The sequence below is a fragment of the Mesorhizobium qingshengii genome, assembly GCF_900103325.1.
Classification (GTDB): domain Bacteria; phylum Pseudomonadota; class Alphaproteobacteria; order Rhizobiales; family Rhizobiaceae; genus Mesorhizobium; species Mesorhizobium qingshengii.
The window spans coordinates 25,362-50,309 of sequence record NZ_FMXM01000023.1 but is presented as its reverse complement, the minus strand read 5'-3'; the positions used below and the strand labels follow the sequence as shown (position 1 = coordinate 50,309).

Below are 24,948 nucleotides of genomic sequence, written 5' to 3'. Positions count from 1 at the left end.
GGATCCGGCCCGTCTGTTCGCGTTCACGTGCGCAGCAACCGGTAGATCGCCGAGATGACCAGCACCGTCAGCAACGTCGTCGGCAGGATCGGCTTGAACCTGATCGCGTCGGCCTCAGCCGCGCACTGCGCGCCGGTAGCATGTGACGCCTCACCTTGTCTCTGATGGCCAAGCTCTATCTGGACCTCATGTTGCCACAATCGGACAATGCGATGGAGCCAGCATCAGCGATGGATCCAACAAGTTGAAGAGCACCGTGTTTCCTGCCGCCGTTGCGCTCGTCGGTATGACGGTACCGGCGTGGGCCGATGCGGCTTGCATGGCCAACATGGGACGTTTTGAGCCCGGGCAGTATGCCTGTCTGAGGGTCGGCGAGACGAGCCGTCTGGCCCGCTGCGAGATGAACCTCAACATCATGTCCTGGAACGAGGTTCTTGACCATTGCCCAGGTGACCCGGCGCCAGGACCCGCGCCGGCTACATCCGTCTGCCGTGCCAACGGCCAGTTCATCCCGGGGGGCGGGTTTGCCTGTCTCGTGGTGGTGGGCAGCACGTACCTGGCGCGCTGCGACACCGTGCTCAATGCTCCGTCCTGGACCAAGGTCCAGGACGGCTGCCCTGGCGCGCCGATGCCTGAACTCAACCCAGATGCCCAGGTTCCGGGGTCAAAGCATCCGTTGTCAGGCCCTCGCCGCCTGCTTGAGCGGCTGCGAGACGCGCTTTGACGTCAGCGACTGACGAGATTGCCGTCGGCGACGAGCGACAGCCGCCACGCCCCGTTCCTCGACTGAATCATTCGCGCGTCGATCCAAGTCAGCATTCAGCCGCATCTCTAGGTGCGCAGCACGCGGTAGATCGCCGGGATAACCAGCACCGTCAGCAACGTCGAGGAGGCCAGGCCGAACAGCAGCGAGATCGCCAGCCCCTGGAAGATCGGATCGGTCAGGATCACCGCCGCGCCGATCATGGCGGCAAGTGCGGTCAGCAGGATCGGCTTGAACCGGATCGCGCCGGCCTCGATCAGCACCTCGCGCAACGGCCTGTCGGGCGACGCCGCGTGGCGGATGAAGTCGACCAGCAGGATCGAATTGCGCACGATGATGCCGGCCAGCGCGATGAAGCCGATCATCGAGGTGGCGGTGAACGGCGCGCCGAACAGCCAGTGTCCGCCGAGGATGCCGATGAAGGTCAGCGGGATCGGCGTCAGGATCACCAGCGGCACCTTGAACGAGCCGAACTGGGCGACGACCAGGATGTAGATGCCGAGCAGCGCGACGCCGAAGGCAGCGCCCATGTCGCGGAAGGTCACCCAGGTGACTTCCCATTCGCCGTCCCACAGCAGCGTCGGCCGGCTTTCATCCTCAGGCTGGCCATGCAGCGAGATCGCGGGTTTCTGCAGTCCGGTCCAGTCCTGCGCGTCGATGGCCTTGCTGACGGCAAGCATGCCGTAAAGCGGCGCCTCGAAGCTGCCGGCAAGCTCTGCCGTCACCGTTTCGGCTGCGCGGCCATTGTGCCTGAACACCGGGAACGAAGCGCGCTCCGGCGTCACCCGCACGACATCGCCGAGCTCGACCACGCCGCGGTCGCCGGGCAGGACATTCGCCGGAATGGGCGTGGTCAGGAAGCGCTCGTCGAGCGTCCTTTCGCCCTTCGGCCGCTCGATGCGGATCGGGATCGGCTGGCGGCCGCCGCCGCGATGCGAGTAGCCGACGGTCTTCCCGCCGTTGAGGATGGCGAGCGTGTCGAAGACGTCGCTTTCCTCGACATGGAAGAACTCCACATCGTCGGTGGAAATCGTGGCGCGCAGCCGGCGTGCCGGCTGTCCCCAGGAATTGTCGACGTCGACGATGAAGGGAACGGAGCGGAACGCCGTCTCGATCTTGGCGGCGACCTTGCGGCGCGTCTCGCCGTCGGGTCCGTAGATCTCGGCCAGCAGGGTTGCCAGCACCGGCGGACCGGGCGGCGGCTCGACGACCTTCAGGCTGGTGCCTTCCGGCACGGGGATCGTGGCGATGCGCTGGCGGACGTCGATCGCGATCTCATGGCTGGACCGGGTACGGTTCGCTTTCGGCAGCAGGTTGAGCGCAACGTCGCCTTGCTGCGGCTCGGTGCGCAGGATGGCATGGCGGACGAGGCCGTTGAAGTTGAAGGGCGCCGCCGTCGCGGCATGTGTCTGGACCGATCGGACCTCCTTCAGCTCGAGAACCTTGGCGGCGACGGCCTGCGCCACCGCATCGGTCGCCTCGACGGAAGACCCTTCCGGCAGGTCGATGGTCACCGACAGTTCGGACTTGTTGTCGAAGGGCAGGAGCTTGACCGTGACATGCTCGGTGTAGAACAGCGCGAGCGAGCCGAGCGTCAGCACGCCGACGGCAAGCAGGAAGGCCCAGCTCGCCTTCTTCGAGGCCAGGATCGGCCGGGCGACGGCGGTGTAGGCGCGGCCGAGCGGGCCGCCACTGCCATGATCCGCATGGGCGTGCACCGGCGCCCGTCCGGCGAGTTTGAGCATCAGCCACGGCGTCACGGTCACCGCGACGAAGAAGGAGAAGATCATCGCCGCCGAGGCATTGGCCGGGATCGGGCTCATATAGGGGCCCATCATTCCCGAGACGAACAGCATCGGCAGCAGTGCGGCGACAACGGTCAAGGTGGCGACGATGGTCGGGTTGCCGACTTCGGCCACCGCCTCGATCGCCGCTTGCCGGCGATCGCGCCCGCCGCCCATGGCCCAGTGGCGCGAGATGTTCTCGATCACCACGATGGCGTCGTCGACGAGGATGCCGATGGAAAAGATCAGCGCGAACAGCGAGACGCGGTTCAGCGTGTAGCCCATGACGCGCGAGGCAAACAGCGTGAGCAGGATGGTGACCGGAATGACGACGGCCACGACCATGGCTTCGCGGCGGCCGATGGCCACCCAGACCAGCAGGATGATCGAGATCGTCGCCAGGCCGAGATGGTAGAGGAGCTCATTGGCCTTGTCGTTGGCGGTCTCGCCGTAGTCGCGCGTCACGTCGATCGAGACATCGCCGGGGATCAGTCCGCCCTGGAGCAGGGCGACCCGGTGCAGGATGGCGTCGGCGACCGCGACCGCGTTCGATCCGGCGCGCTTGGCGACGGCGAGCGTGACCGACGGCACGCGCTCGACGCCAGCGCCAGCCCGGGTGACCGTGGACACCAGCGCATCACCGGTGTCGGTGGCGAAGGCGACGTCGGCGACGTCGCGGACATAGACGGGGCGGCTGTCGCGCGAGGTCAAGAGCAAGTTGGCGATCTGGTCGGGCGAGGCCAGCGTCTCGCCGGCGACGATGTCGATCTGCTCGCCCTGATTGCGAACGCGTCCCGCCGGAAAGGCCTTGTTGGCGCCGGAAACCTTGGCCGCGAGCTGCTGCAGGGTGACGCCGTAAAGGGCGAGCTTTTCCGGGTTCGGGTTGACGCGGATGATCTCTCCGGTGTCGCCGACCAGATAGGTCAGGCCGACATTGTCGATCTTGGCGATCTCGGTGCGCAGTTCGCGTGCGATGCGGGTGAGGTCGTTGGCCGTCATGCGCGCCGCCGCCTCCGGCTTCGGCGACAGCGTCAGCGTGACGATGGCGACGTCGTCGATGCCGCGGCCGACGATCAGCGGCTCGGGCACGCCGACGGGAATGCGATCCATGTTGGCGCGCACCTTGTCGTGGACGCGCAGCACGGCGGCGTCCGACGAGGTGCCGACGACGAAGCGGGCGGTGACCATCACCTGGTCGTCGCGCGTCTGCGAATAGACATGCTCGACGCCGTCGATGCCCTTGACGATCGTCTCCAGCGGCTCGGTGACCAGCTTGACGGCGTCGTCGGCCTTCAGCCCGTCGGCGCGCACGGAAATGTCGACCATCGGCACCGAGATCTGCGGCTCCTCCTCACGCGGCAGCGTGAGCAGCGCCACCAGCCCGAAGGCGAAGGCGGCGACCAGGAACAGCGGCGTCAGCGGCGAGGCGATGAAGGCCCGCGTCAGCGCGCCGGCGATACCGAACGAGACAGGACCTTTCATGGCGTGACCACGACATCGCCGGCCGCGAGGCCTGTCAGGATCTCGACATAGTCGCCGTCGGCGCGCTTGGTCCGCTCGCCGGTGACCACCGCGCGTTCGGCCTGTGCGCCGCCGGTGGCGACGCGCACGAAATCGATACCCGAACGGGTCTGGATCGCCGACGCCGGCACCAGCAGTGCGGAGCGCTCGGCGACCGGCAGTTCGACCAGGACACGGGCATCGATGAAATCGGTATCGAGATTGTCGACCTCGACGTCGGCGATGACGCGGCCATTGTCGATCTGCGGATAGATCTTGGCGAGGCGACCGGCGGACTCCTTGCCGCCGGCATTGATGCGGATGGCGGCTCCCTGCTTCAGGGACGCCGCGTAACGCTCCGGAACGGCCAGCCGCAGGAACACGCCGCCCCCGCCGATGTTGGCCACCACTTCACCGGCCATGATGACGGCGCCGCGCGTCACCGGCACGGTCAGCACGCGACCGTCGCCGGGAGCAAAGACATCGCCCTCGGCGCCCTGCTGCACGATCACCGAACGCTGCGCCTCGGTCGCGGCAAGCTGGTTGCGCGCGACGTCGACCTCGGTGCGCAGCTGATCGAGGCGCTGCGCGGTCATCACGCCCTTGTCGACCAGCGTCTGGCCGCGGGCGAGTTCGGACTGCGCCGTCTCCAGCTGTGCCTGCAAGGCGCGCAACTGGGCGTCCAGCGCGGCGACCTGAAAGGCGATCTTGTCGTCCTGGACGGTGGCGATCTTCTGCCCCGCCTTGACCAGTTCGCCCTCGGTGACCGCCAGGTCGACGATCAGGCCGCCGATGCGGGCGCGCGCCGGAACGGTGTCGCGCGCCTCGACACGGCCATAGACCGCTTTCCATTCGGTCACCGTCGTCGGCGCCAGCGTCAGCGTGCCGGCAAGCGCCGGAGAGGCCGCCAGCAACGCGGCGAACAAAAGAGGCATGCGCATCCGGATATTCCTTAGAATGCGCATCCCGGCTTGACGCCGAGCTTGCGGAAGATCATCGCCGCCGGGCAGAAGCCGGTGAACGCCGACTGCAGCATGTTGAGCCCGACGAAGACCGTCAGCCAGACAAACAGTGGCGAGACAAAGGCGGTGAGCACGACGGAGAGCAGCACCATGATGCCGGCGAAAGCGAGAACGGAACGGTCGAGGGACATCGTCATCTCCATTTGTATATGATTATATCTAAATATATGAATGTTATCGTTGGCCGCAAGAGGCGGCGCCAGATTTGCCGCCGGCGGTTGCGGGCCGTCGCCGCGCCCGCCATCCGCCGTCCGCAAAAAGGCCAGCCGCGGCGGCTTGCTCCGGTCAGGCTCCCGGGACATCCGCTGGCGCCTCGACCTTGATCTGCTTGAGCTTGTCGATGCCCAGCACCTGCAGCGCGAGGCGCTCGTAGAAGGGTTCGGACTTGCCGGTCCTGATCTTGTGCAGGAAGTATTTCTCGAAGCCGACCTTGGCGGTGTGCACCCATTTGCCGGAGGACGACCAGTTGACGTTGCGCGGCGGGATCTGAGGCTGCGCCACGAAGGCGACGCCGGAATCGCCGAAATCGGCGAGGCAGACCGCATTCCACGTGCCTTGGGCGTCGGGCTGCTCGCCCTTCACCAGGCGGCCGATGTTGCGCGCCGTCGCCGTGACCATGGATTCGATCATGAAGCCGGTCTTGGGCACGCCCACCGGTACCGGCGTCTTGCCGATCGGCGGGATGGCGACGCAGACGCCGACCGCGAATATGTCGGGGAAGGCCGGATTGCGCTGGTGCTTGTCGACGACGATGAAGCCGCGCGGATTGGTCAGGCCTTCGATGCCGCGCACCGCCGCCACGCCACGGAAGGCCGGCAGCATCATGGCGTAGGTAAGCGGCAATTCATGCGCCTGTCTGACCGACCCGTCATCGGCGATTTCCTGGACGAACATCTTGCCCGGCTCGACCTTGTCGACCTTGGCGTTGCAGATCCACTTGATGTGATGCTGGCGCATCTCGCTCTCGAGCAGGCCCTTGGTGTCGCCGACGCCGTCGAGGCCGAGATGGCCGATATAGGGTTCCGAGGTGACGAAGGTCATGGGCACGCGGTCGCGCACCCTGGCGTCGCGCAGCGCCTTGTCGAGGATGAAGGTGAATTCGTAGGCGGGCCCAAAGCAGGACGCGCCCTGGACCGCGCCGATGACGACCGGACCCGGCTTGGCGACGAGCGCGTCGAAGGCCGTCCTGGCCTTGAGGGCGTGATCGATGTGGCAGACCGACTGGGTGTTGTGCTCCGGCCCGAGCCCCTCGATCTCGTCGAAAGCGAGTTCGGGCCCGGTGGCGATCACCAGATAGTCATAGGAGAGGGAGGAGCCGTCGTTGAGTTCCACCGTGCGCTCGATCGGGTGGACGCGCTTGGCTCCCTGCGGATGAAAACCGATGTTGCGCCGTGCCAGCACCGGAGCAAGGTCGATTTCGACCGCTTGCCTGTCGCGCCAGCCCACGGCGACCCAGGGGTTGGACGGCACGAATGAATAGTGGCTGCCATTGTTGACGACGGAAACCTGGTGTTCCCTGGCCAGTTCGTCGCGAAGCTCGTAGGCCATGATGGTGCCTCCAAGTCCGGCACCCAGGACGACAATATGCGCCATGCTCTTTCCTCCTTCGCGGCGTCGCCTTTGGCGCAACGCCGACATTGCTGTTCCCACATGGAGACCGGCAGTGGCTGATCATGCGCCATCCTGGCCGGCCGCGATTTGATGCGGGTCAAACGAACGTGCTGGCGTGAATCCCCCGCGTATCGATCCATCGGCTTGACAGGCGCCGGGGCCAGACTAATATTATTTGTAACTCTTAATATGATAATGTGTTCATATGCGCAATATAAAAATCACCGAACTGGACAAGCAAGCGCGTGAAGCGTCCGAACTGCTCGCGGCCATGGCCAATGAAAAGCGGCTGATGATCCTGTGCCATCTGCTTGACGGCGAGACGAGCGTCAACGAACTGGCCGAACTGGTCGCGATGAACCAGTCGGCGCTGTCGCAGCAGCTGGCAAAATTGCGGGCGCTCAAGCTCGTGGACACAAGGCGCGACGCCCAGCAGGTCTACTATCGGCTGGCCTCGATGGAGGTTGAGCGCATCCTGCAGACGCTCTACGGCATCTATTGCGACCCGCAGACCAGAATTGCGAAGGCCGACAGCCGGTAGGGTCCACCGCACGCCAGCGAGCAGCCGACGACCCCCGGTCGTCGGCTGGTTCCGCGCGGCCCGCGCCGGTGCATCGTTGTTTGGTGTCGCGCCTACCGAACCACGAGAACCGGGATCTCGGTGAAGGACAGCACCTCGGCGGTCTGGCTGCCCAAGAGCAGCCTTCCCAGTCCACGGCGCCCGTGCGAGGCCATCACGATCAGATCGCAGCCTTGCGCCTGCGACAGTTCCAGGATCGCTTCGGCGGGTTTTCTGTTTTCGATATGAAGGACCTTGGCGCGCACGCCGGCCAGGTCCGCCGACGCCTTGCATTTGTCGAGCACTTCCCTGGCGTATTGGCGGCCCCCTTCCTGATAGGCGGCGAATTCATCGCCGGCGGCATAGCCGGCCATGGCGCCGCCCCAGGCGAATATCGGGAACGGCTCGGTGATGTTGACAAAGGTGACGGCGGCGCCGAGGCGGCTGGCCAGCGCCACGCCCTGGGCAACGCCCTTGTCGGCCAGTTCCGACCCGTCCGTGGCGATCAGCAGATGTGTGTACATGATGATTTGACCTGTTGTGAAAGGGTCGTGCGACGACGCGCCCTTGTGATGGCGGGAGCCTGATGGAGGCTGACTTCGATATAGGTCCGCTATCAGCTTGATCACAGGGCCAGCTTGACGCGGATCAAGGCCAGGCAAGAGACGTAACGCTTTGTTGTCATTGAAGGCCTATCGAGGAGCCGATGCGGCGAAAGCCCCACGCAAAAGGAAAGGCGCGCAATGGGTTCGCCCTGGTCCGAATTGCTGGCCAATCTCGCGGTTGTCGCGATGTTCGTCTCGGTCTGGATCCACACGCATGTGTGGCTGGATCGCAAGCCGGCGGCGATAAGGGCGGCCGCCTTCGGCCTGCTGATGGGCGCCGGCGCCATCATCCTGATGCTGACGCCGATGCAGATCCAGCCGGGTGTCCTTGTCGACCTAAGGGCGACGATGATAGCCGTTGCCGGCTTCTTCGGTGGCCCGGTCGCCGGCATTATCGCCGGAGTCATGGCCGGTGCCTACCGGGCTTTCGAGGGCGGTATTGGCGCGTTCGCCGGTGCCGTGGGCATCGCTGCCGCCATGCTGATCGGTGTTGCCGGCAACCTTGCCCTGAGGGGCCGTTCGCCCACCATGGCGGACATCATGATTCTGGGGGCGGCAACCGCGGCCGGATCGCTGCTTGGCCTCAGCGTGCTGCCACAATCCGTCCTGCAGATCGTTCTGCCCAAAGTGACGCTCCCATCCACCCTGCTCATCTTCGTCTCGGTCGCGGTCTCGGGGCTTGCGCTCTATCAGGAAAGGCGTCGCCTCGAGGCGCTGCATTCCAGGCGCATCTTCAAGGCGGTGGTGGAGACATTGCCCGATTGCCTCAACGTCAAGGACCTCGACGGGCGGTTCATCGTCGCGAATCCGGCAACGGCCGAGCTGATGCATGCAACCAACGCCAAGGCGCTGATCGGCAAGACGGACTTCGATTTCTACCCGCGAGAAACGGCGCAAAGATTCCGCCAGGACGAGCTCGCCATTCTCGCAACGGGCGTGCCGTCCACCATCGAGCAGCACCTTCACCATGACGATGGCACCGACGGCTGGCTGGCGACGTTGAAAGCGCCCTTCAGGGACAAGACCGGGGCGGTCGTCGGTCTGATCACGCACAATCGCGACATCACCGCTCGCAAGCGACTGGAGACCGAACTGGCCGAAAGCCGGATGAGGCTGGCGGACGCCCTGGCGCAGATGGCCGATGGCCTGGTGATGTTCGACCAGGATGGCAAGCTGGTGCTCTGCAACGCCCGCTACAGGGCCATGTTTCCGCTGACGGCCGATGTCCGGGTGCAGGGCGCCGACTATCGCGATATCCTGCGCGCCTCGGCCGCGCGCGGCGAACAGATCGTGCCGCAGGGCACGGTCGAGGACTGGATCGGCAGCATCGTGGCGACGCAGATGCAAGCCAGCAAGCGTCAGGTCCGGCTCACCGACGGGCGCTGGCTCGACGTCCGGACCAGGCCGACCGGCGATGGCGGGAGCCTGAGCCTTTTTTCCGACATCACCGAGGCAAAGCACCTCGAGGCCGAGCTGCTGGTGGCCAACGAGAAGCTGAACCTGCTGGCGCACCGCGACGGGCTGACCGAGCTGTTGACGCGCCGGGCCTTCGATGAGGCGCTGGCGCTTGAATTCGCCCGGGGCAAGCGGAGCGCGATACCGCTCAGCCTGCTCTTCATCGACGTCGACTGGTTCAAGCAGTTCAATGACCACTATGGCCATCCGGCGGGAGACGAATGCCTGCGCGCCGTCGCCGGCTGCATCAGGGCCACGGCCCGGCGGCCGACCGACTCGGCGGCCCGCTATGGCGGAGAGGAGTTCGCGCTCATCCTGCCTGAAACCGATGCGCGTGGCGCATTCGTCATCGCCGAAAACCTCAGGGGCAAGGTGCGCGACCTCGGGCTCACGCATGCCGGCAGCGAAAAGGGCATCGTCACGGTCAGCATCGGTGTCGGGACCTTCGATCCCGGCAGCGCCCCGATCGAGATCGCCGATCTGCTCAGGCGCGCCGACGAGGCCCTCTATGGTGCCAAGGCGGCGGGGCGGGACAGGGTCCACGGCTGGCGCCCGCATCTCAGCGAGCCACACTCCACTGGCGGGCGGCGCCGGCTCTGAGCCGACGGGGGCTCGGCCTTCCTATCTCGCATCCGGTAAAGGACGGCCCGCAGCGGAAATCCAAAAATCCGACAATTCCGATAATTTGCCCCGGCAGCTCTGTTATATCGATGTTGCACAAATGGTTGACCCTGGGTTAGCATTCGCGCGCAGGCGTCGATGGGAGGCTCTTTTTTACAGCGGCGGCCAGCTGGAGCGGCATGCGTTGTCTAGCGCAGGGAGGATGCTCCAACACTTTGAACCGACGCATGATCCTTCCTGAAACCGGTCCCGGTTTTCGGGGGCGTGCGTTCTTGTGGAGGAGGATCCCATGAACAGACGTGAATTCCTGCTGTCGTCCGCGGCGTTCGGCGCCATGATGCTTGCCGCGCCCTCGGTGTTCGCCGAAGACAAGCTCACCATCCTTGGCTCGGTGCCCAATCTCGGCTTTCCGTTCTTCGTGCACATGCTGAACGAGATCAAGGCGGAAGCCGCCGCGCAGGGCGTCAACCTGACCGAGAGCGACGGCCAGAACTCGGCCACCAAGCAGACCGCCGATATCGAGGCCGCCCTGGTGCAGAAGGTCAACGCCATCGTCATCTCGCCGCTCGACGTCAACGCGCTGGCGCCGGCCATCGAGGAAGCGGTCAAGGCGGGTGTTCCGGTGGTGACGATCGACCGCCGCGTCGACGGCGTCGAGGGCATCCTCGCCCATGTCGGCGCCGACAACGTCAAGGGCGGCGAGGCGGAGGCCAGCGCCATGGTGGCGGCGTTCCCCAACGGCGCCAAGATCTTCCACCTGCAGGGCCAGCCGGGTGCTGGGCCCGCGATCGACCGCAACAAGGGCGTGCACAACGTGCTCGATCCCCTGAAGGACAAGTACCAGATCATCTTCGAGCAGACCGCCAACTTCGCCCGCGCCGAGGCACTGTCGGTGACCGAGGCCGGCCTTGCCGCCAACGGCAAGCCGGACGCCATCGTCTGTGCCAATGACGACATGGCGCTGGGCGCCATGGAGGCGTGTGCGGCGCGCAACTTCACCGACGTCAAGATCTACGGCTTCGACGCGCTGCCGGAAGCGCTGGTCGCGGTGCGCGACGGCAAGCTTGCCGGCACCGTCGAGCAGTTCCCGGGCGAGCAGTCGCGCACGGCCGTGCGCATCGCGGTCGCCTATGCCAAGGACAAGACCGAGCCGAAGGAGAAGCTGGTGCTGTTGACGCCGATCGTCATCGGCAAGGACAATCTCGACAAGGCGGAGCGGATTGGCGAGACGAAGTAGGGACTTGTGATCGGCATGGTCGGGACAGTGTCCCGCGAGCAAGATCGATCGCCGAAGTTTGCGCCGCCCCTCATCCGCCTGCCGGCACCTTCTCCCCGTCAAGTGACGGGGAGAAGGGAAGCGCTCCGACGCTGGCGACTCCCTCTCCCCGTCTCTATACGGGGAGAGGGTAAGGGTGAGGGGCAGCGCAGACGTCCCATGTCTCGGGGAGCAACCATTGCCCGCAGCTGAAGCCGCATCGCCTGAACCCATCCTGCTTTCCGTCGAGGGCGTCACCAAGCATTTTTCCGGCGTCACCGCGTTGAGCGACGTCTCGCTCGACATAAGGCCCGGCGAAATCCTCGGGCTGCTCGGCGAGAACGGCGCCGGCAAGTCGACGCTGCTGAAAATCCTGTCCGGCGTCATGCCGCCGTCCAGCGGCCGCATCACCTTCGACGGCACCGACTATCAGCCGGCGAGCCCGCAGGATGCCAAGCGGCTCGGCATCGTCACCATCTACCAGGAGCTGAGCCTGATCCCGACGCTGACGGTGGCGGAGAACATCTTCATCGGCCGCGCGCCGACCGGACCGCTCGGGCTGGTCAGCTGGCGGCGCATGGAGGAAGACTCCCTCGCGATCATCGCCCGGGTCGGTCTGACGATCGATCCGATGACGCCGGTCTCGGCGCTGTCGGTGGCCGAACAGCAGCTGGTCGAGATCGCGCGCGCGCTGTCGCTGAAAAGCCGGCTGATCATCATGGACGAGCCGACCTCGGCGCTGACCGAGACCGAGGTGCAGCGCCTGCTGTCGATCATGGACCGGCTGCGCAAGGACAAGGTCGCGATCATGTTCGTCACCCACCGGCTGGAGGAGGCCGCGGCCATCTGCGACCGCATGACGGTGCTGCGCGACGGCCGGCTGGCCGGGCATCTCGACCGCGACAACGGACCGATCGAACTGCCTGCCATCATCGAGAAGATGGTCGGCCGCGCCGCGTCCGAACTCTATGCGCGGCCGGTACAGCGCGCCGTTGCCGGCGACATCAGGCTCTCGGTGCGCGGCTTGCGCACCGTGCGCGACCCCGAGGCGCCCCATGCCATCGTGCTCGACGGCGTCGACATCGATCTCAAGGCCGGTGAAATCCTCGGCGTTGCCGGTCTCGTCGGCTCGGGCCGCACCGAGCTGGCGCGCGCCATCTTTGGCGCCGACCGCATCGCGGCGGGAACGATCACGCTCGACGGCAAGCCGATCGCACCGGCTTCACCGGCCGATGCCATCGCGCTCGGCATCGGCCTGGTGCCGGAGGACCGCAAGCACCAGGCGATCTTTGCCGCATTGGGTATCCTGCCGAATTTCTCCATCGCGTCGCTCGGGCATTTCAGCAACGGCTTCGGCTTCATGGCCGAGAGGCGCGAGCGCGATGCGCTTGCCGGGTTCCGCAAGATGCTGTCGATCCGCATGGCATCGGCCGAGCAGGCGATCGAGGGCCTGTCGGGCGGCAACCAGCAGAAGGTGATCCTGGCGCGCTGGCTGGCGCGCGATCCCAAGGTGCTGATCGTCGACGAGCCGACGCGCGGCGTCGATGTCGGCGCCAAGACCGAGGTGCACCAGATCCTGGTGCAGCTTGCGGCGCGTGGCATCGCGGTGATGATGATCTCGTCCGAACTGCCCGAGGTGCTGGCGGTGTCGGACCGCATCGTCACCATGCGTAGGGGGCGCATCACCGGGCAGATGCAGGGCGTCGAGGCAAACGAGGAAAAGCTGATGGAACTGATGGCGCTCGACAGGCAGGACGCGAAGGGGCAGGCACGATGAGCGTGGCGGGCGAACAGAACCAGCGTGGCGGCATCAATTTCGCGCGGCTGTTGATGAGTTTCGGGCCGCTCCTGTTCCTGGCCGCGCTGATCGTCGTTTTCACCGTGCTGAAGCCGAGCTTCATGGATCCGATCAACCTGTTCAACATCACGCGCCAGATCTCCATCACCGGGCTGATCGCGCTTGGCATGACCTTCGTCATCCTCACCGCCGGCATCGATCTCTCGGTCGGCTCGCTGCTCGCCTTCTGCGGCATGGTCGCCGCCGTGGTCGCCAAGGGCGGCACCGCCAACACGCTGTCGCTGTCGACGTCAGGCACGCAAGGCTATGGCTGGTTCGCCGCGCTTCTGGCCGCTGTCGTGGTGGGCGCCGCTGCCGGCGGCGTGCAGGGGCTGGCCATCACCCGGCTGAAAGTGCCGCCCTTCGTCGTCACGCTGGGCGGGCTGACGGTGTTTCGCGGGCTGACGCTGACCATCTCCAATGGCGGCCCGATCTCGGGCTTCGACGCCTCGATGCGCTGGTTCGGAACCGGCCTGATCGGCCCGGTGCCGGTGCCGGCGATCATCTTCGCGATGGCCGCCATCCTGTGCCACATCGTGCTGCGATACACGCGCTACGGCCGCGCCGTCTATGCCGTCGGCGGCAATGCCGAGGCGGCACGGCTGTCGGGCCTGCGCGTCGACCGCATCCTGGTCTCGGTCTATGTCATCGTCGGCTTCTTCGCCGGGCTTGCCGCCTTCGTGCTGTCGGCCAGGCTCAACTCGTCGGAAGCGGTGGCCGGCATCGGCTACGAACTGACTGTCATTTCGGCCGTCGTCATCGGCGGCACCTCGCTGTTCGGCGGCATCGGCTCGGTCGGCGGCACGGTGGTGGGGGCGGCGCTGATCGGCGTGCTGCAGAACGGGCTGCAGTTCAACAACGTCTCGTCCTACACGCAAAGCATCGTCATCGGCCTGATCCTGATCCTGGCGGTGGCGTTTGACCGCTGGCTGAAATCGCGGGTGCGAAGGTGAGGGCTGGGCATGGCGGTGATCCCTTCTCCCCTTGTGGGAGAAGGTGGCCGAGCGGAGCTCGGTCGGATGAGGGGTGTTCCAGCTTGGCAGACGCTTTGACAGAGCAGAATTACCGACGCCTCATTTCTTCCAGTACCCCTCATCCGTCTCGGCGCTAGCGCGCCGAACCACCTTCTCCCACAAGGGGAGAAGGCGATGCCAACGCTGGCGCCTCCCAGACTCGCTGTGGCTCACGCCGCCTCCCTTGCCCAGAGCCGGTGGCCGTATCGACGAAAGAAGCGCGCCACGAGGCGTTGCTGCCTGGCCCTGATGAGGTCGGCCAGGCGCCGCTCCTGGCGCCAGCGCGGCATGTTGCGCCAGCAGGCGATGAAGCGGGTGGCGTCCTCGATGGCTTCTTCCGCCGACAGGGCCGGGCCGATCGAGGCCAAGAACAGTGCTTCCGACTGCTTCAGCTCGTCGATGACGGCCTTGCGGCTCATGTGATCGTGGCGGGCACGCTCGATCCCGTTGCGGCGGATCGCCTCGAAGGCTTCGAGCAAAGCAGGGCTGTCGCCGGTGTAACCGCAGGCGCGGGCGAAATCGGCGGCAAGGGCGTGCATCGTCGCTCCCGGAACTGATGCGGCGGGCGGTTCTCCCTCCGACTCACATTTGTGAGTATATATAAGCATAACTCAAATTTTTGTAGAAGAAAAACTTTTGGAGAAGTTTGAAAAGCGCGACTCGACTCTCGCGCAAAAAGGCAGGAATATGCGAACAAATCAGGAACAAAAGGCAAGGGAGGGGCGATGGCATTGCCAGGCAAGGAACCGGTGATAGCGCATGTCGCCTCGATATCGGTCGAGTGCGCCGATTGCGGCCGCAACAGGTGGTGGCGGCCCGATCAGCTGAAGCGGTTCGGGGTGACGGGGAACACGCCGCTGGCCGCATTGTCGGGCCGCATCGTCTGCTCGGCCTGCCGCGCCGACGGGCTGCCGGGCGCCGCGGTGTCGATCCAGGCGGCGTTCATCGACGAGCGCCAGCGGGTGCGCAGCGAAGCGCGGATGCTGAACGACCGCGAGGTGCCGCTGGAGGGATCGAAGCGGGCTTGAGAGGGCGGGCGAGCGCTGGCGCTGGTTCTGCCTTCTCGCCCTGTGGGGTGAGAAGCGGTCCGCGTAGCGGACGAAAAGCCAATTGCTTGGCTTTTCGAGCTTCGAACGCCCTGAGCCTGCGAAGGGCCGAGTGGTGGCCGATCCACCTGCCGGGTCCCCGCTGCTTCGCAGCGTCCCGGCGTTCGCCGGCCTTTCATCGTGCCACCGGCACGATGAATTCGCTTCGCGAACCGGCTGCTCACCCCACAAAGGGGGAAGGAAAGAGCCCCCTCAATACCCCAACAACTCCTTGAGCGGGATGACGCGCCAGACGTGTTTGATGGCGTAGCGGTTGAAGGTCAGGGTCTTGGGCGGATTGTACTGCTCGACCACCAGCTCGGCGGCGGTGCGCTTGACCAGCTTCTTGATGAAGGCCTTGCCGTTGCGTTCGTTCTCTTCCGGAAACGTCTCGATGACCACATGGTCGCCGGGCACGGCGTCGCGGCCGCCGCAATAGATCAGGTCGCCGGGTTCGTAGCGCGGCACCATGGAATCGCTGAGCACATGCAACGCAAACACTTTCGGCAGGTTGCGAACCCCCGGCGGGCGCTGGACATAACCGGCAGGCTCGCCGTTGAAGGTGAAGTCGCCGTCGTCGCCGCCGACCGCGGCCCCCAGCACCTCGATATCCATTGATCCGGCAGGCAAGGGGGCGGCATCGGTGACGATTTCGGCGTCGGCCACCGGGCCGGCCTCGTCGAGGAAGACGACCTCGCCTTTGCCAAGCGCGACGGGGTCGACGCGCAGGAAGGCGGCTGTCTTCAGCAGGTTCTCGGTCTTGGGCAGGTTGCGGCCGGTTTCCCAGTTGCCGACGGCGGCGACATCGGTGTCGTTGTGCTCGGCGATGTGGCGCATGACCAGGCCGCGCTGCTTGCGCGCCTTGCGGATCGCCGCCCCGACCTTGATCGACAGTTCAGTCTTTGCCATGGCGCCATGTGAGCGATGAAAGCGGCTCTCGTCTATGAAAGAATGGCTTGCATCTATTTTTGAGTTATGCTTATATCTGGTCATGCAGAACCTGTCCAGCTTCGATGGCGCCCTGGCGCCGGCCTCATCCGAGGCGCATCCGGCGGCGAAGGCCGTCACCCATTTGCTTCCGTCCCGGCCGTCCTCCTCCCCGGCCGGGGCGAAGCCCGAGGCCCAATGCTTGAGAGCACCAGCCTCGGGTCCGGTCCGCCCGTCACCGGCGACCGGAACGGCCGGAGCCGCCGCTCCCCGCGGCTCCGGCCCCCAATTCGGCCGGCATGGCGCCGGCCTGGGTTCTTCTGGGCCAACCGGCCGGTCGTGCATCCGCACGCAGGACGGCACCGTTGTCCTGTTCGACCGGACAACGGGCAGGGCGGTATCCGCGCCTGACAGACCTACGGCCGAAGCGCGGCTTTCGCGCTTCGCCGCCAGGCAATCGATCCGCCCCGGCTGACGCAGGCGAGAAGCCGGCCCTCTAACCACACAAACCCTGATCGCAGTTCCCGACACTCGGGGCCGATCCCCTGACGCTTGCCTGACGGCGCGCGCTCTCACGCGCGGCCGGAGGCGGAACCTTGGACGGAGCCTGGAGATGGCAAGCTATAGCGACGCGGAATTGCAGGAGATCGCCCGCTGGCTGAAGGAGGGGCTGTCCGCCTCGAAGATCGCGGCCGCGTTCAGCGCACTGCGCGGCGCGCGCGTGTCGCGCAACGCCATCATCGGCATCGTGCACCGCAACGCCATGTTGGGCGCGATCGGCTTTGCCAATGGCAGGCCGGCCGGCCCCAAGCCGGGCGCGGGCGATCGAGCCGCAAGCAAGCGAGGGGCCGGAACGCCTGCCAAGGGCAAGGCGGCTGCCGGCAAGGTCGGGCATGCCGCCAAGGTCGCCGGTACCCCCAAGGGTGTCGCCCGGCCGAGGCGCGACCCGCCGCCGGCCTGGCTGCCGCCGCGCCTGTATGCGCGCGAGGTCGGCGTGCTGGTGGCCGACGGCGAGGCCTATCGCCTGAAGGTGCCGGTGCCGCCGCGCACCGCCATCGGCCGCCAGCCGCATGGCGTGGCGATGCGCTTCATCGACTGCCTGTTCGGCCGCTGCCGCGCGCCGCTGGATCTGACGCTGGAAGAGGACCCTGAAAACGATGCGCCGGGCGGCCGGCCAGGTGCCGACATGTTGTGCTGCGGCATGCGCACCAGGGCGCTGAAAAGCTATTGCGACTACCACCAGGCGCGCTTCCGCCGCCGCGTTTTCGAGGCGGCGCCGGGGTGAGCATCCCTTCTCCCCGTCACTACGGGGAGAAGGTGCCGGCAGGCGGATGAGGGGCGGCACTGACGTAGCAGAGTTGAAAGTTCGGTCGCCACTTACCGAAGCGTTGGCGCTGCCCCTCACCCTTACCCGTTCCGGGGCGAGCCACGGGTCTCGCCCGTCCTCCGGACCCCCGTATAGGGACGGGGAGAGGGGGGCGTCAGCGCCGGATCTTAATTCTTCTCCCGTCCACGTGCCGGCAGGCGGATGAGGGGCGGCGCTGACATGGCAGGCACACGCGGACGAGCGGTCGCGAGGATTTCAGATGAAGCAGGATCGAGACGAAAGCCCCGCAGCCTTATTTCGGGATGTGGCGGCCTTGCTTGGGCATGCGGCTTTGCACGGTCCTTGCCTCGAGCGTCATCGCCGGGCCGCTTTCGGCAACCAGGATGCCGCTGACCCGGGCAAAGCCGGTGAACACTTTCATGGCGTCGGACTCGGAAATCTGCGCGGCGATGGCCGCACTGCAGGCATTGAGCGCGCTGCGGTATATGTGGCCGCGCCGCTCGATCGGCCAGCGCTGCAGGAAATCGGCGGCGTCGCTGACGCTGTCGATCTCTTCCACCTCACCCTCCATCCGCACTTTAAGCGGCACCCCGGTCTTCATCGTACCCACGGCGTTCACCTTCGCTCTGGCCTTGCGCTCGGCATTCAAGCCCGCGCTGATAAACGCGCAAGGCCGGCAGGCGGTTGCATCACATCCTCGCCGGCGTCACGGACCGGCGGCGGCGTCGAACCAATCATGCGCCCGGCTTCGCGGCTTGGCAACCAGTATGCCCTGCTGCCTGGCCGCCTCGAGGAAGGCGTCGAAGGCGATGCGCTGGGTGCAGGTGCCGTCCACGGCCAGGGCAACCAGCCGGGCCGCCTCGACGTAGCGCGGCGCGGTCTTGTCCGGCCATTGGTGCCGGAGCGCCGTCGCGGCGTCGGCCACCGAGCCGACCAGCATGGTTTTGTTGTCGCAAAATCGCAGCGTAACCGGCATGAAGGCCGTCATCGGCAAACCTCCCCTTGTCATCGACGCGACAAAACGTCGAAACCCGCCGCTGGTTCCATCAGGCGTGGCTTGAATACGGGCGCGGCGGCGGCATGAGCGAGCGCCCCTTCATGCAGCTCTACGTCTCCGATTTCGTCGGCGACACGTTGCAGCTCTCCACCGAGCAGATCGGCGCCTACATGCTGCTGCTGATGGCGATGTGGAACGCCGGCGGCCGGCTGCCCGACGACGATGCCAAGCTGGCGCGGGTGGCGCGCCTGTCGCTGAAGAAATGGCGCGCGCTCAGCGCCGACCTGTTGACCTTTTTCGAGCGCGAGGGCGGCGAGATCGGCCACGGGCGGCTGACCAAGGAGCTGCACAAGGCCCGGGGCAAAAGCGAGGCGAGGGCCGCCGCCGGCGCACGCGGCGGCGCCGCCACCGCCTTGAAAACAAAGGCGCATGCGGCGGCAAATGCCGGCGCGTTGCCGCGGCATCTTCCAGAGTCCAGAAACCAGAGTGAAAAAGCTGCCGCTTTTTCCCGGGAAAAGGCCGACGCCTTTTCCCCCGAAAACGCGCAGGGATTTGCGGGCCGGACGCAAGAAGACGCGCGGCGTTTCTCCCCGCGCACCGCCAGGCCGAAAAAGCCGGCCGGCTGGCATCAGCCGAAAACCCATACCGACGCCGCCAACGCCATCATCGAGGAGATCCGCAACCATGACCGCAGCCGAATTGCAGCAGGCGACGAAGGCGCTGGCCGCGATGTTCTCATGCTTCCCGCAATCCGCGCTGACTGACGTCGACATGCAGATGCGCGGCTATCTCAGCGCCGTGCAGGAGGCCGAGCTTGTCGACCTGCAGTCCGCCATCCAGCGCTTCATGCGCGGCGAGGTGAAGACCGGCAACGCGCAGTTCTGCCCCTCCAGCGCGCAGCTCTGCATCGAACTGCGCGAACGCCGCGCCATCCGCGAGCTGCTGGCAAGGAGGGCGGCAGGCATGCTGGCGCAACCGACGGGAAGGAGGGGGGCTGCGTAAGGATGTGCGCATCCGCTGGGCTGCCTGTTCGGTCGGCGCCGCCCCTCATCCGCCTGCCGGCACCTTCTCCCCGTATAGAGACGGGGAGAAGGGAGCAGCCCGCAGGCTTCGCTCATCTTCTCCAGCGCTGGCGATTGGCGAAACCGGCAGTGAAGGCGTCCTTCTCCCCGTCTCTATACGGGGAGAAGTGCCCGGCAGGGCGATGAGGGGCGGCGCCAACCTGACGTGATCGGAACGTCGCGTGAGGCGCCGATCACCTGAACCCAGAATCTCCGAACTCCCAACTACCCCCAAAAAACCAAGGAGCCCCCATGGCCAAGAAAACCAGACCCGCAAAACCCCAGGCGCCGAAGCTGCCCAAGGGCGAGGCCGAGCAGGTGCGCATCCGCCGCGAGATCGGCCATGATTTCGCGCTGAAGGCCGACGCCTTCGGCCGCAAGCGGCTGGCCACCGGCACGCAGGAGGCAAGCCGCGTCTACGAGGTGTCGAATGACGGCTTCACCGCCACCGGCGGCATCGTGCGGGTGCGCAATGTCGACCCGCTCATCGGTATCACCTCGCTGTCGCGCCAGCAGCGCGAGGCCGGCCAGCGCTACCGCGAGGATTTCCAGTGCAGCCAGCAGGCCAGCGTGAAACCGATGCGCTGGACCGAACGCGTCGACGGCGGCCGCCAGGGCGGCGGCATCGCCGACAGCGTGCTCGACGCCGGCCGCGCGCACGCGGCCGCCACAAGGGCGCTATGCCACTGGGAGGTGGCCGCCGTGGTGCAGCAAGTCTGCTGCGCCGGCGGCTCGATCAAGAGCCTGGCCGAGCAGACGGGGGAGGGCAGGGACGTGGTGACGAAGCTGTTGAAAGTCGGGCTGGATTTGCTGGCGGTGCATTATGGGATGATGATGGGGCGGTGAGGGGAAGCGCCTTGAACAGATCGGCTGCCTAGCCTAGAAAGTGGTCGACAATTGCCTCTAGCTTATCATCTCGATGCCGCAGTTTTGGTGGGTCAATCATAATCAAACAGCCCGCCAAGAGATTGATGGGCAGTATCTCTGGTCTCCAAAGACTGAAAGCAACGGCGCGCGCAGCGTGTTCTATAACAACATGCGCCGCGCGGCACCTGGCGATCTAGTCATGTCGTTCTTCGATCAAGCCATACGCTATGTTGGCCGGGTGGCTGAGTTCGCATTTACGGCTCCTAAGCCCGCCGAATTTAAGGAGACTGGATCTTACTGGAACCAGGAGGGTTGGCTTCTCCCAGTATTCTGGACACCGCTTGTGCCGCCTGTGCGCCCGAAGGCGTTGATAGATGTGTTGGGGCCGCATTTGCCTGCTAAGTACTCGCCAATTAACCCCAGCTCCGGATCAGGCAATCAAAAGGCCTACTTAGCAAGTGTCTCGCCTGAGGTGTTTCAAACGATCGTCGATGGCGCGGCCTTTGACGGCGCCGCTCTGGCGCGTGGTGGTGCCAACAGCCTGACCTTTGAAGTGGTCAATGAACTGCTCGAGAACGCAGTCGAGCGCCGGATCAAGGAAGATCTCACCCTTGAGGACACCGTTAAGAAAAGCGTGATTCAAGCGCGTCGCGGCCAGGGAAAATTTCGTGCGAATGTTGAAACTATCGAGCACTCTTGCCGACTTACTGGCGTTACCAATTCCGCGCTCTTGATCGCGAGCCACATCAAACCCTGGCGCCTATGCACGTCTGCGCAAGAGCGCCTTGATGGCATGAATGGCCTGCTTCTCACGCCAGACGCCGATCATTTGTTTGATCGCGGGTTCATCAGTTTTGAAGATGGCGGCGAGGTACTCATCTCTCCGCGCGTCGACAAAGCAGATTTGCGGCGCCTCGGATTCGAGCAATTAGTAATGCAGAGCTTCGGCTTTTCCGAAGCTCCCGTCGTCTGGCGCACTGAGGCCTTCACCCAGCCACAACAAAGTTACCTTGCTCAACATCGCGCAGATGTGTTCGTGGGATAAGGAAGAACCCACCCATCCTAAAACAGCGCCCTTTCGATCGGCCCCTCCAGCGTCTCCGCGAACGCCGTCGCCAGATGGTGCCTGTCGCGGAAGGCGAGTTTGCCGCCGATGACGACGTGGCAGGAATTCGGGCCGCAGAAGCGGTTGGTTAGGTCGACATAGAGCGTGTCGGGCACGCTTGCCACCACGGCGCGCTCGGCGGCGGCGGCCTTGTCATTGGCGGCGTCGGCCCTTGGCGTGTCGCAGCGCGACGGGGTCTCGCGCTGCCACAGCGCGCGGGCAACGCAAGTGTCGGCGAAGCTGTCGTTGATCGGCGTGTCGCGGATCACCGCCGTCTCGACGCCGGCCCGGCTGAAGGCCTGCAGGGTCGAGCGCAGGCCGGTCTGCCAGCGCGCGGTCTCGGCGGCGCGGCCGGCCGCGGACATCTCGCGGGTCAAATTGCCGATGGAGAATTCCGAGATCACCACCAGGCGCGGCTTGCTGCGGATGATGTCTGCTATCGCCTGTTCGCGCCAGGCGTCGCATTCGGTGTAGTCGCGCTTCAGCACGGCGTTGAAGGTGGAAAGCCGCGAGGCGCGGCAGGACGATTTAAGATAGGTGACAACCTTGGTGTCGTTGCGCTTCGCCGCCTCGACCAGCGGCGTCGACCAGTGGTCGGCATGCGAATCGCCGAACAGCACGATGGTGTGGGCGGCATCCGTCGCGCCGAACACGCAAGGCTTGGGCGTCACCGTGTGGAAGTCGAGCAGGCAGTTTTTGTCGGTGGCGCGCGCGGTGGAGGGCTGTTCGGCCGCCTGCTCGATGCCGCGCTGCGCTTGGTCGATGTTGCGCGTGGCGAAATGGGCGTTGGCATAGGCCACCGCGACGCCCACACAGGTCAGCGCCAAAGCGGGGATGAGAGCAATTCCAGGAAAAGTGCGGAGCGGTTTTCCCGGGAAAAGCGCGTAGCGCTTTCCCTGGGGCATTGCGTCAGGATCGGGCGCCCGGGCGCGCGCCGTCAGCCAGGCGCCGCGACGCGCCGGGTTCTCGATCAGGTGGTAGGTCAGCACCGACAGCGCCAGCGCCAGCAGGCCGCAGCCAAGGCGCTCCAGGCTGGTGAGATCCGGCACCAGCATCCGCGCATAGACGATGACCGGCCAGTGCCAGAGATAGAGCGAATAGGAGAGCGTGCCGATCCATTGCAAAGGCGGCAGCGACAGAGCGGCGGCCGGGCCGGGGGCCTGCATGCTCTGCCCACTGGCCTGCTCGCCGGCGCCGCTGAGCAGCACCAGCACCGTGCCGGCAACCGGCAGCAGCGCGTACCAGCCGGGAAAGGGCAGGTCCTCGCTCAACAGGAGATAGGCCGCCGCGATCAGCGCCAGGCCGAACCAACCAAGTGCAGCCCGCAGCCACGGGCGGTGCCGGAGAAGGGCCGCCGGCACCAGCGTCGCCAGGCCGCCGGCGGCGAACTCCCAGGCGCGCAGCGGCGAGAAATAGAAGGCCCAGGCCGGTGCCGCGCTGCTCAGCCACAGGCAGGCGGCGAAGGAGGCGAGGCCGGCAACGCCGATCACCGCGACAGTCGTTCGCCGGCCCGGCCGCAGCCAGGCGGCGAGCAGAAGCAGCGCCGGCCAGGCCAGGTAGAACTGCTCCTCCACCGACAGCGACCAGAAGTGGATGAAGGGGTTGCTGGTGGCGTCCGTGGCGAAATAGTCGAACGACCAGCGCAGCAGCCACAGGTTGATGGCGTAGGCGGAGGCGAACATGGCGCCGCGCGAATAGAGCGCCTGTTCCTGCGGCGCCAGGATGAAATAGCCTGATGCAAGCGTGGCCAGGATGACGAACAGCGCTGCCGGCAGAAGCCGCCGCGCCCGCCTGGCATAGAAGCGCCAGAGGTCGAGCCGGCCAGTGTCGCCGATCTCCTGCATGAGGTGGGTGGTGATCAGCCAGCCGGAGATGACGAAGAAGATATCGACGCCGGCAAAACCACCGGGCAGCGCGGTGAGGCCGAAATGATAGGCCACGACGCCGCCGACGGCGAGCGCGCGCAACCCCTGTATGTCCGGCCGGAACGATGCTGCCATGACGGCTCCTTCGTACAAGCCCGCCCGTCGCCAGCGGCGGCCGGCAGACTGATATTGCAATGCAGCAAACCCTTCGCATTGCAACATGGCGAAAAAGGGAAGGCGACGGAAATGAGCCGGGCAGCAGGCTGGCTGGCGACGAGAGATCGCTGGAAATCCAGCCGCTTGCGTGACGTTCCAGAAAGCATTTTATTGGCCACGACTTGACAAGCGGTGACGTCTGCTGCGACCTGCCGCCAGGCAAATTCTGGGCATTGGGGATATCCATGAAGAAGATCTACGAGAAACCGGTTCTGGAAAAGCGCGAGCAGCTGTCGAAGGTGGTCGCTGGCGCTGCTGTATCGGCCCCGACCTAAGCCTCGTTACGGCTGGAGCGCGAAGCACTGTTGATCTGGGGGAATCGATGAAGAAGACTTACGAAAAGCCGACGCTCACAAAGCGCGAAAAGCTGTCCAGCGTCGTCTCGTTTGTGGCTTCCGGTCCCTTCTGACCGAGCCGTTTTCGACGACGCCTGCTTGCATCGCGACGTGGTGACGACCAATGATCGTATCGTTGCGCCGCCGCCGCGATCCATTGCGGCTTTCGGCTCCGCCTTGACAGAATCCGGATCCGCGCCGCATCTGGCGCCAGACCATGGGATTGGGGACATTCGATGAAGAAGATCTATGAAAAGCCGACCCTCGACAAACGCGAAAAGCTGTCCGCTGTGACGGCTGTTCCGGCGAGTTCCCAGCTCGGGTAACGAGCCTTCGCGGTTCTGGTGGGGCGCTCCCGAGGGGGCGTCGCCCGGTGTCACCGCGGGTTGACAAGATCGTCCTGGGAGTGCCTTCTGGCGTGCTTATCGGGCCTGCAGGGGACATCACATGAAAAAGACTTACCAAAAGCCGGTGCTTGTGAAGCGCCAGAAGCTTTCGACCGTCGTGGCCGCCGTGGTCTCAAAGGACGTATAACAGCGGTCCTGGATCACGGGCTGGCTGAGCGACTGAAGATCTCTCAATTCGAGACATAAACGCCAGCCCCCGCCGCCACGCTGAGGGCGGCGAGGTTGGTTTATGCGGCGTCGCGCCGTCTGGTTGGCAGCGGACGAAGATACCGCCTGACAGCTGTACCTACTTGCTGCCGCCGTTTGCCTTCACGCTGCTGCAGAACTCCGGATGGCTGTTGGCGGCATTCGCGTTCTTGGCCTCGTCGTCGCAGGCCGCCATGACCATTTTCTGATCTTCAGGTGACATCGCCTTCCAGGCCTTCACGAAGTCGTCACTGCTGACCATCTTCTTCATGCTGGAGTCCGTATAGAAGGGCTGCATCTTGGCCGGGTCGTCGAGCGCGGATGTGCCGGTAGTGCCGGCGGCGAGGGCCGAGCCAGCAACCATCGAAAGCGCCATGGCGCCAAAGCAGATCATCTTGATATTCATGGCATAATCCTCCTATTGCCTCAGGATCGTCGAAGCAACGATCTTGTGGAAAACGGCAGGTCTGGACGAAAGTTCCCGGTTTTTTGTACGAAAACGGGAATTTATGGCGAAATATATTCGAGAACTGCTTGCTGCTTTC

Annotated in this window: 25 protein-coding genes and 1 pseudogene; 14 read left to right on the top strand and 12 right to left on the bottom strand. The window is 65.4% G+C overall.

Going from position 1 to position 24,948, the window contains the following annotated elements; genetic code table 11:
* Nucleotides 1-23: 23 nt before the first annotated feature.
* Nucleotides 24-200, bottom strand: a complete 177-nt coding sequence (locus BLS48_RS35785) for a hypothetical protein (protein WP_167365267.1) — start codon at nucleotides 198-200, stop codon at nucleotides 24-26.
* A 44-nt stretch (nucleotides 201-244) separates the two neighbouring features.
* On the opposite strand from BLS48_RS35785, the gene BLS48_RS27990 reads away from it, so the two are divergent.
* Entirely contained in the window at nucleotides 245-724 is a 480-nt protein-coding gene (locus BLS48_RS27990) for a hypothetical protein (protein WP_244529929.1), read from the top strand.
* A gap of 107 nt (nucleotides 725-831) precedes the next feature.
* Here BLS48_RS27990 and BLS48_RS27985 read toward each other — a convergent pair whose 3' ends face one another.
* The 4 genes from BLS48_RS27985 to BLS48_RS27970 form a co-directional block, all read right to left on the bottom strand.
* Nucleotides 832-4,029, bottom strand: a complete 3,198-nt coding sequence (locus BLS48_RS27985; RefSeq protein ID WP_091584901.1) for an efflux RND transporter permease subunit — start codon at nucleotides 4,027-4,029, stop codon at nucleotides 832-834.
* Nucleotides 4,026-4,988, bottom strand: a complete 963-nt coding sequence (locus tag BLS48_RS27980; protein WP_167365269.1) for an efflux RND transporter periplasmic adaptor subunit — start codon at nucleotides 4,986-4,988, stop codon at nucleotides 4,026-4,028. The genes BLS48_RS27985 and BLS48_RS27980 overlap by 4 nt, the downstream gene beginning before the upstream one ends.
* An 11-nt stretch (nucleotides 4,989-4,999) precedes the next feature.
* On the bottom strand, nucleotides 5,000-5,200 hold the full coding sequence (locus tag BLS48_RS27975) for a YgaP family membrane protein (protein WP_091585033.1): 201 nt from the start codon (nucleotides 5,198-5,200) through the stop codon (nucleotides 5,000-5,002).
* A gap of 154 nt (nucleotides 5,201-5,354) precedes the next feature.
* Nucleotides 5,355-6,662: an NAD(P)/FAD-dependent oxidoreductase gene (locus BLS48_RS27970; protein ID WP_091584897.1), complete on the bottom strand. Its 1,308-nt coding sequence runs from the start codon at nucleotides 6,660-6,662 to the stop codon at nucleotides 5,355-5,357.
* Between the two features lie 223 nt (nucleotides 6,663-6,885).
* Between BLS48_RS27970 and BLS48_RS27965 the strand changes: the two genes are divergently transcribed.
* Nucleotides 6,886-7,221, top strand: coding sequence for an ArsR/SmtB family transcription factor (locus BLS48_RS27965; protein ID WP_091584895.1), 336 nt, complete (start codon nucleotides 6,886-6,888; stop codon nucleotides 7,219-7,221).
* Nucleotides 7,222-7,313: 92 nt separating this feature from the next.
* Here BLS48_RS27965 and BLS48_RS27960 read toward each other — a convergent pair whose 3' ends face one another.
* A complete protein-coding gene (locus BLS48_RS27960; RefSeq protein ID WP_091584893.1) occupies nucleotides 7,314-7,763 on the bottom strand; it encodes a universal stress protein in 450 nt (149 codons plus the stop codon).
* Between the two features lie 219 nt (nucleotides 7,764-7,982).
* On the opposite strand from BLS48_RS27960, the gene BLS48_RS27955 reads away from it, so the two are divergent.
* The 5 genes and pseudogenes from BLS48_RS27955 to BLS48_RS27940 all read left to right on the top strand — a co-directional run bounded on the left by BLS48_RS27955 (nucleotide 7,983) and on the right by BLS48_RS27940 (nucleotide 13,965).
* Nucleotides 7,983-9,899: a diguanylate cyclase gene (locus tag BLS48_RS27955; RefSeq protein ID WP_091584890.1), complete on the top strand. Its 1,917-nt coding sequence runs from the start codon at nucleotides 7,983-7,985 to the stop codon at nucleotides 9,897-9,899.
* Between the two features lie 310 nt (nucleotides 9,900-10,209).
* Nucleotides 10,210-11,157 (top strand): substrate-binding domain-containing protein, encoded by a 948-nt coding sequence (locus tag BLS48_RS27950; RefSeq protein ID WP_091584888.1) that lies wholly within the window; start codon nucleotides 10,210-10,212, stop codon nucleotides 11,155-11,157.
* Nucleotides 11,158-11,470: 313 nt separating this feature from the next.
* Nucleotides 11,471-11,899 (top strand): annotated as a pseudogene (locus BLS48_RS36930) (ATP-binding cassette domain-containing protein); the annotation flags it as partial.
* The gene (locus tag BLS48_RS27945; protein WP_483127884.1) at nucleotides 11,894-12,952 is read left to right on the top strand and encodes a sugar ABC transporter ATP-binding protein; all 1,059 of its coding nucleotides are present in this window, start codon (nucleotides 11,894-11,896) and stop codon (nucleotides 12,950-12,952) included. The pseudogene BLS48_RS36930 and the gene BLS48_RS27945, both read left to right, overlap by 6 nt.
* Nucleotides 12,949-13,965, top strand: a complete 1,017-nt coding sequence (locus BLS48_RS27940) for an ABC transporter permease (protein WP_091584884.1) — start codon at nucleotides 12,949-12,951, stop codon at nucleotides 13,963-13,965. Before BLS48_RS27945 ends, BLS48_RS27940 begins: the two co-directional genes overlap by 4 nt.
* Nucleotides 13,966-14,195: 230 nt before the next feature.
* Here BLS48_RS27940 and BLS48_RS27935 read toward each other — a convergent pair whose 3' ends face one another.
* Complete coding sequence (locus tag BLS48_RS27935) at nucleotides 14,196-14,564, bottom strand: hypothetical protein (protein ID WP_091584882.1); 369 nt, start codon at nucleotides 14,562-14,564, stop codon at nucleotides 14,196-14,198.
* A 186-nt stretch (nucleotides 14,565-14,750) separates the two neighbouring features.
* Here BLS48_RS27935 and BLS48_RS27930 point away from each other — a divergent pair, with 186 nt between their 5' ends.
* Nucleotides 14,751-15,053 (top strand): hypothetical protein, encoded by a 303-nt coding sequence (locus BLS48_RS27930; RefSeq protein ID WP_091584880.1) that lies wholly within the window; start codon nucleotides 14,751-14,753, stop codon nucleotides 15,051-15,053.
* A 270-nt stretch (nucleotides 15,054-15,323) separates the two neighbouring features.
* Here the strand turns inward: BLS48_RS27930 and BLS48_RS27925 are convergent, their stop codons facing one another.
* The gene (locus BLS48_RS27925) at nucleotides 15,324-16,019 is read right to left on the bottom strand and encodes an XRE family transcriptional regulator (protein ID WP_091584878.1); all 696 of its coding nucleotides are present in this window, start codon (nucleotides 16,017-16,019) and stop codon (nucleotides 15,324-15,326) included.
* A gap of 631 nt (nucleotides 16,020-16,650) precedes the next feature.
* Here BLS48_RS27925 and BLS48_RS27915 point away from each other — a divergent pair.
* Nucleotides 16,651-17,322, top strand: coding sequence for a GcrA cell cycle regulator (locus BLS48_RS27915; protein ID WP_091584874.1), 672 nt, complete (start codon nucleotides 16,651-16,653; stop codon nucleotides 17,320-17,322).
* Nucleotides 17,323-17,656: 334 nt separating this feature from the next.
* Here BLS48_RS27915 and BLS48_RS27910 read toward each other — a convergent pair whose 3' ends face one another.
* Both BLS48_RS27910 and BLS48_RS27905 read right to left on the bottom strand, forming a co-directional pair.
* Complete coding sequence (locus tag BLS48_RS27910; protein WP_091585031.1) at nucleotides 17,657-17,965, bottom strand: DUF982 domain-containing protein; 309 nt, start codon at nucleotides 17,963-17,965, stop codon at nucleotides 17,657-17,659.
* 105 nt (nucleotides 17,966-18,070) lie between these two features.
* Nucleotides 18,071-18,352, bottom strand: a complete 282-nt coding sequence (locus BLS48_RS27905) for a DUF982 domain-containing protein (protein WP_091584872.1) — start codon at nucleotides 18,350-18,352, stop codon at nucleotides 18,071-18,073.
* A 92-nt stretch (nucleotides 18,353-18,444) separates the two neighbouring features.
* Between BLS48_RS27905 and BLS48_RS27900 the strand changes: the two genes are divergently transcribed.
* The 4 genes from BLS48_RS27900 to BLS48_RS27885 all read left to right on the top strand — a co-directional run bounded on the left by BLS48_RS27900 (nucleotide 18,445) and on the right by BLS48_RS27885 (nucleotide 21,334).
* Complete coding sequence (locus tag BLS48_RS27900) at nucleotides 18,445-19,125, top strand: YdaU family protein (protein ID WP_091585028.1); 681 nt, start codon at nucleotides 18,445-18,447, stop codon at nucleotides 19,123-19,125.
* Nucleotides 19,046-19,363: a hypothetical protein gene (locus BLS48_RS35230; protein ID WP_143019526.1), complete on the top strand. Its 318-nt coding sequence runs from the start codon at nucleotides 19,046-19,048 to the stop codon at nucleotides 19,361-19,363. Before BLS48_RS27900 ends, BLS48_RS35230 begins: the two co-directional genes overlap by 80 nt.
* A gap of 311 nt (nucleotides 19,364-19,674) precedes the next feature.
* Entirely contained in the window at nucleotides 19,675-20,268 is a 594-nt protein-coding gene (locus tag BLS48_RS27890; RefSeq protein ID WP_091584868.1) for a DUF6456 domain-containing protein, read from the top strand.
* A gap of 73 nt (nucleotides 20,269-20,341) precedes the next feature.
* Entirely contained in the window at nucleotides 20,342-21,334 is a 993-nt protein-coding gene (locus BLS48_RS27885) for an HNH endonuclease (protein WP_091584866.1), read from the top strand.
* A 17-nt stretch (nucleotides 21,335-21,351) separates the two neighbouring features.
* Here the strand turns inward: BLS48_RS27885 and BLS48_RS27880 are convergent, their stop codons facing one another.
* A complete protein-coding gene (locus BLS48_RS27880; protein WP_091584864.1) occupies nucleotides 21,352-23,394 on the bottom strand; it encodes an acyltransferase family protein in 2,043 nt (680 codons plus the stop codon).
* A gap of 652 nt (nucleotides 23,395-24,046) precedes the next feature.
* Between BLS48_RS27880 and BLS48_RS35220 the strand changes: the two genes are divergently transcribed.
* Nucleotides 24,047-24,136 (top strand): putative RiPP precursor, encoded by a 90-nt coding sequence (locus BLS48_RS35220; protein WP_143019524.1) that lies wholly within the window; start codon nucleotides 24,047-24,049, stop codon nucleotides 24,134-24,136.
* 367 nt (nucleotides 24,137-24,503) lie between these two features.
* Here BLS48_RS35220 and BLS48_RS27875 read toward each other — a convergent pair whose 3' ends face one another.
* On the bottom strand, nucleotides 24,504-24,809 hold the full coding sequence (locus BLS48_RS27875; RefSeq protein ID WP_091584862.1) for a hypothetical protein: 306 nt from the start codon (nucleotides 24,807-24,809) through the stop codon (nucleotides 24,504-24,506).
* Nucleotides 24,810-24,948: the final 139 nt, after the last annotated feature.

Excerpts from the sequence above, each read along its gene's own strand:
- BLS48_RS27985 (WP_091584901.1), bottom strand. The coding sequence starts at position 4,029 with ATGAAAGGTCCTGTCTCGTTCGGTATCGCCGGCGCGCTGACGCGGGCC.
- BLS48_RS27980 (WP_167365269.1), bottom strand. The coding sequence starts at position 4,988 with ATGCGCATGCCTCTTTTGTTCGCCGCGTTGCTGGCGGCCTCTCCGGCG.
- BLS48_RS27975 (WP_091585033.1), bottom strand. The coding sequence starts at position 5,200 with ATGTCCCTCGACCGTTCCGTTCTCGCTTTCGCCGGCATCATGGTGCTG.
- BLS48_RS27970 (WP_091584897.1), bottom strand. The coding sequence starts at position 6,662 with ATGGCGCATATTGTCGTCCTGGGTGCCGGACTTGGAGGCACCATCATG.
- BLS48_RS27965 (WP_091584895.1), top strand. The coding sequence starts at position 6,886 with ATGCGCAATATAAAAATCACCGAACTGGACAAGCAAGCGCGTGAAGCG.
- BLS48_RS27960 (WP_091584893.1), bottom strand. The coding sequence starts at position 7,763 with ATGTACACACATCTGCTGATCGCCACGGACGGGTCGGAACTGGCCGAC.
- BLS48_RS27955 (WP_091584890.1), top strand. The coding sequence starts at position 7,983 with ATGGGTTCGCCCTGGTCCGAATTGCTGGCCAATCTCGCGGTTGTCGCG.
- BLS48_RS27950 (WP_091584888.1), top strand. The coding sequence starts at position 10,210 with ATGAACAGACGTGAATTCCTGCTGTCGTCCGCGGCGTTCGGCGCCATG.
- BLS48_RS27945 (WP_483127884.1), top strand. The coding sequence starts at position 11,894 with ATGGACGAGCCGACCTCGGCGCTGACCGAGACCGAGGTGCAGCGCCTG.
- BLS48_RS27940 (WP_091584884.1), top strand. The coding sequence starts at position 12,949 with ATGAGCGTGGCGGGCGAACAGAACCAGCGTGGCGGCATCAATTTCGCG.
- BLS48_RS27935 (WP_091584882.1), bottom strand. The coding sequence starts at position 14,564 with ATGCACGCCCTTGCCGCCGATTTCGCCCGCGCCTGCGGTTACACCGGC.
- BLS48_RS27930 (WP_091584880.1), top strand. The coding sequence starts at position 14,751 with ATGGCATTGCCAGGCAAGGAACCGGTGATAGCGCATGTCGCCTCGATA.
- BLS48_RS27925 (WP_091584878.1), bottom strand. The coding sequence starts at position 16,019 with ATGGCAAAGACTGAACTGTCGATCAAGGTCGGGGCGGCGATCCGCAAG.
- BLS48_RS27915 (WP_091584874.1), top strand. The coding sequence starts at position 16,651 with ATGGCAAGCTATAGCGACGCGGAATTGCAGGAGATCGCCCGCTGGCTG.
- BLS48_RS27910 (WP_091585031.1), bottom strand. The coding sequence starts at position 17,965 with ATGAAGACCGGGGTGCCGCTTAAAGTGCGGATGGAGGGTGAGGTGGAA.
- BLS48_RS27905 (WP_091584872.1), bottom strand. The coding sequence starts at position 18,352 with ATGACGGCCTTCATGCCGGTTACGCTGCGATTTTGCGACAACAAAACC.
- BLS48_RS27900 (WP_091585028.1), top strand. The coding sequence starts at position 18,445 with ATGAGCGAGCGCCCCTTCATGCAGCTCTACGTCTCCGATTTCGTCGGC.
- BLS48_RS35230 (WP_143019526.1), top strand. The coding sequence starts at position 19,046 with ATGACCGCAGCCGAATTGCAGCAGGCGACGAAGGCGCTGGCCGCGATG.
- BLS48_RS27890 (WP_091584868.1), top strand. The coding sequence starts at position 19,675 with ATGGCCAAGAAAACCAGACCCGCAAAACCCCAGGCGCCGAAGCTGCCC.
- BLS48_RS27885 (WP_091584866.1), top strand. The coding sequence starts at position 20,342 with ATGCCGCAGTTTTGGTGGGTCAATCATAATCAAACAGCCCGCCAAGAG.
- BLS48_RS27880 (WP_091584864.1), bottom strand. The coding sequence starts at position 23,394 with ATGGCAGCATCGTTCCGGCCGGACATACAGGGGTTGCGCGCGCTCGCC.
- BLS48_RS35220 (WP_143019524.1), top strand. The coding sequence starts at position 24,047 with ATGAAGAAGATCTATGAAAAGCCGACCCTCGACAAACGCGAAAAGCTG.
- BLS48_RS27875 (WP_091584862.1), bottom strand. The coding sequence starts at position 24,809 with ATGAATATCAAGATGATCTGCTTTGGCGCCATGGCGCTTTCGATGGTT.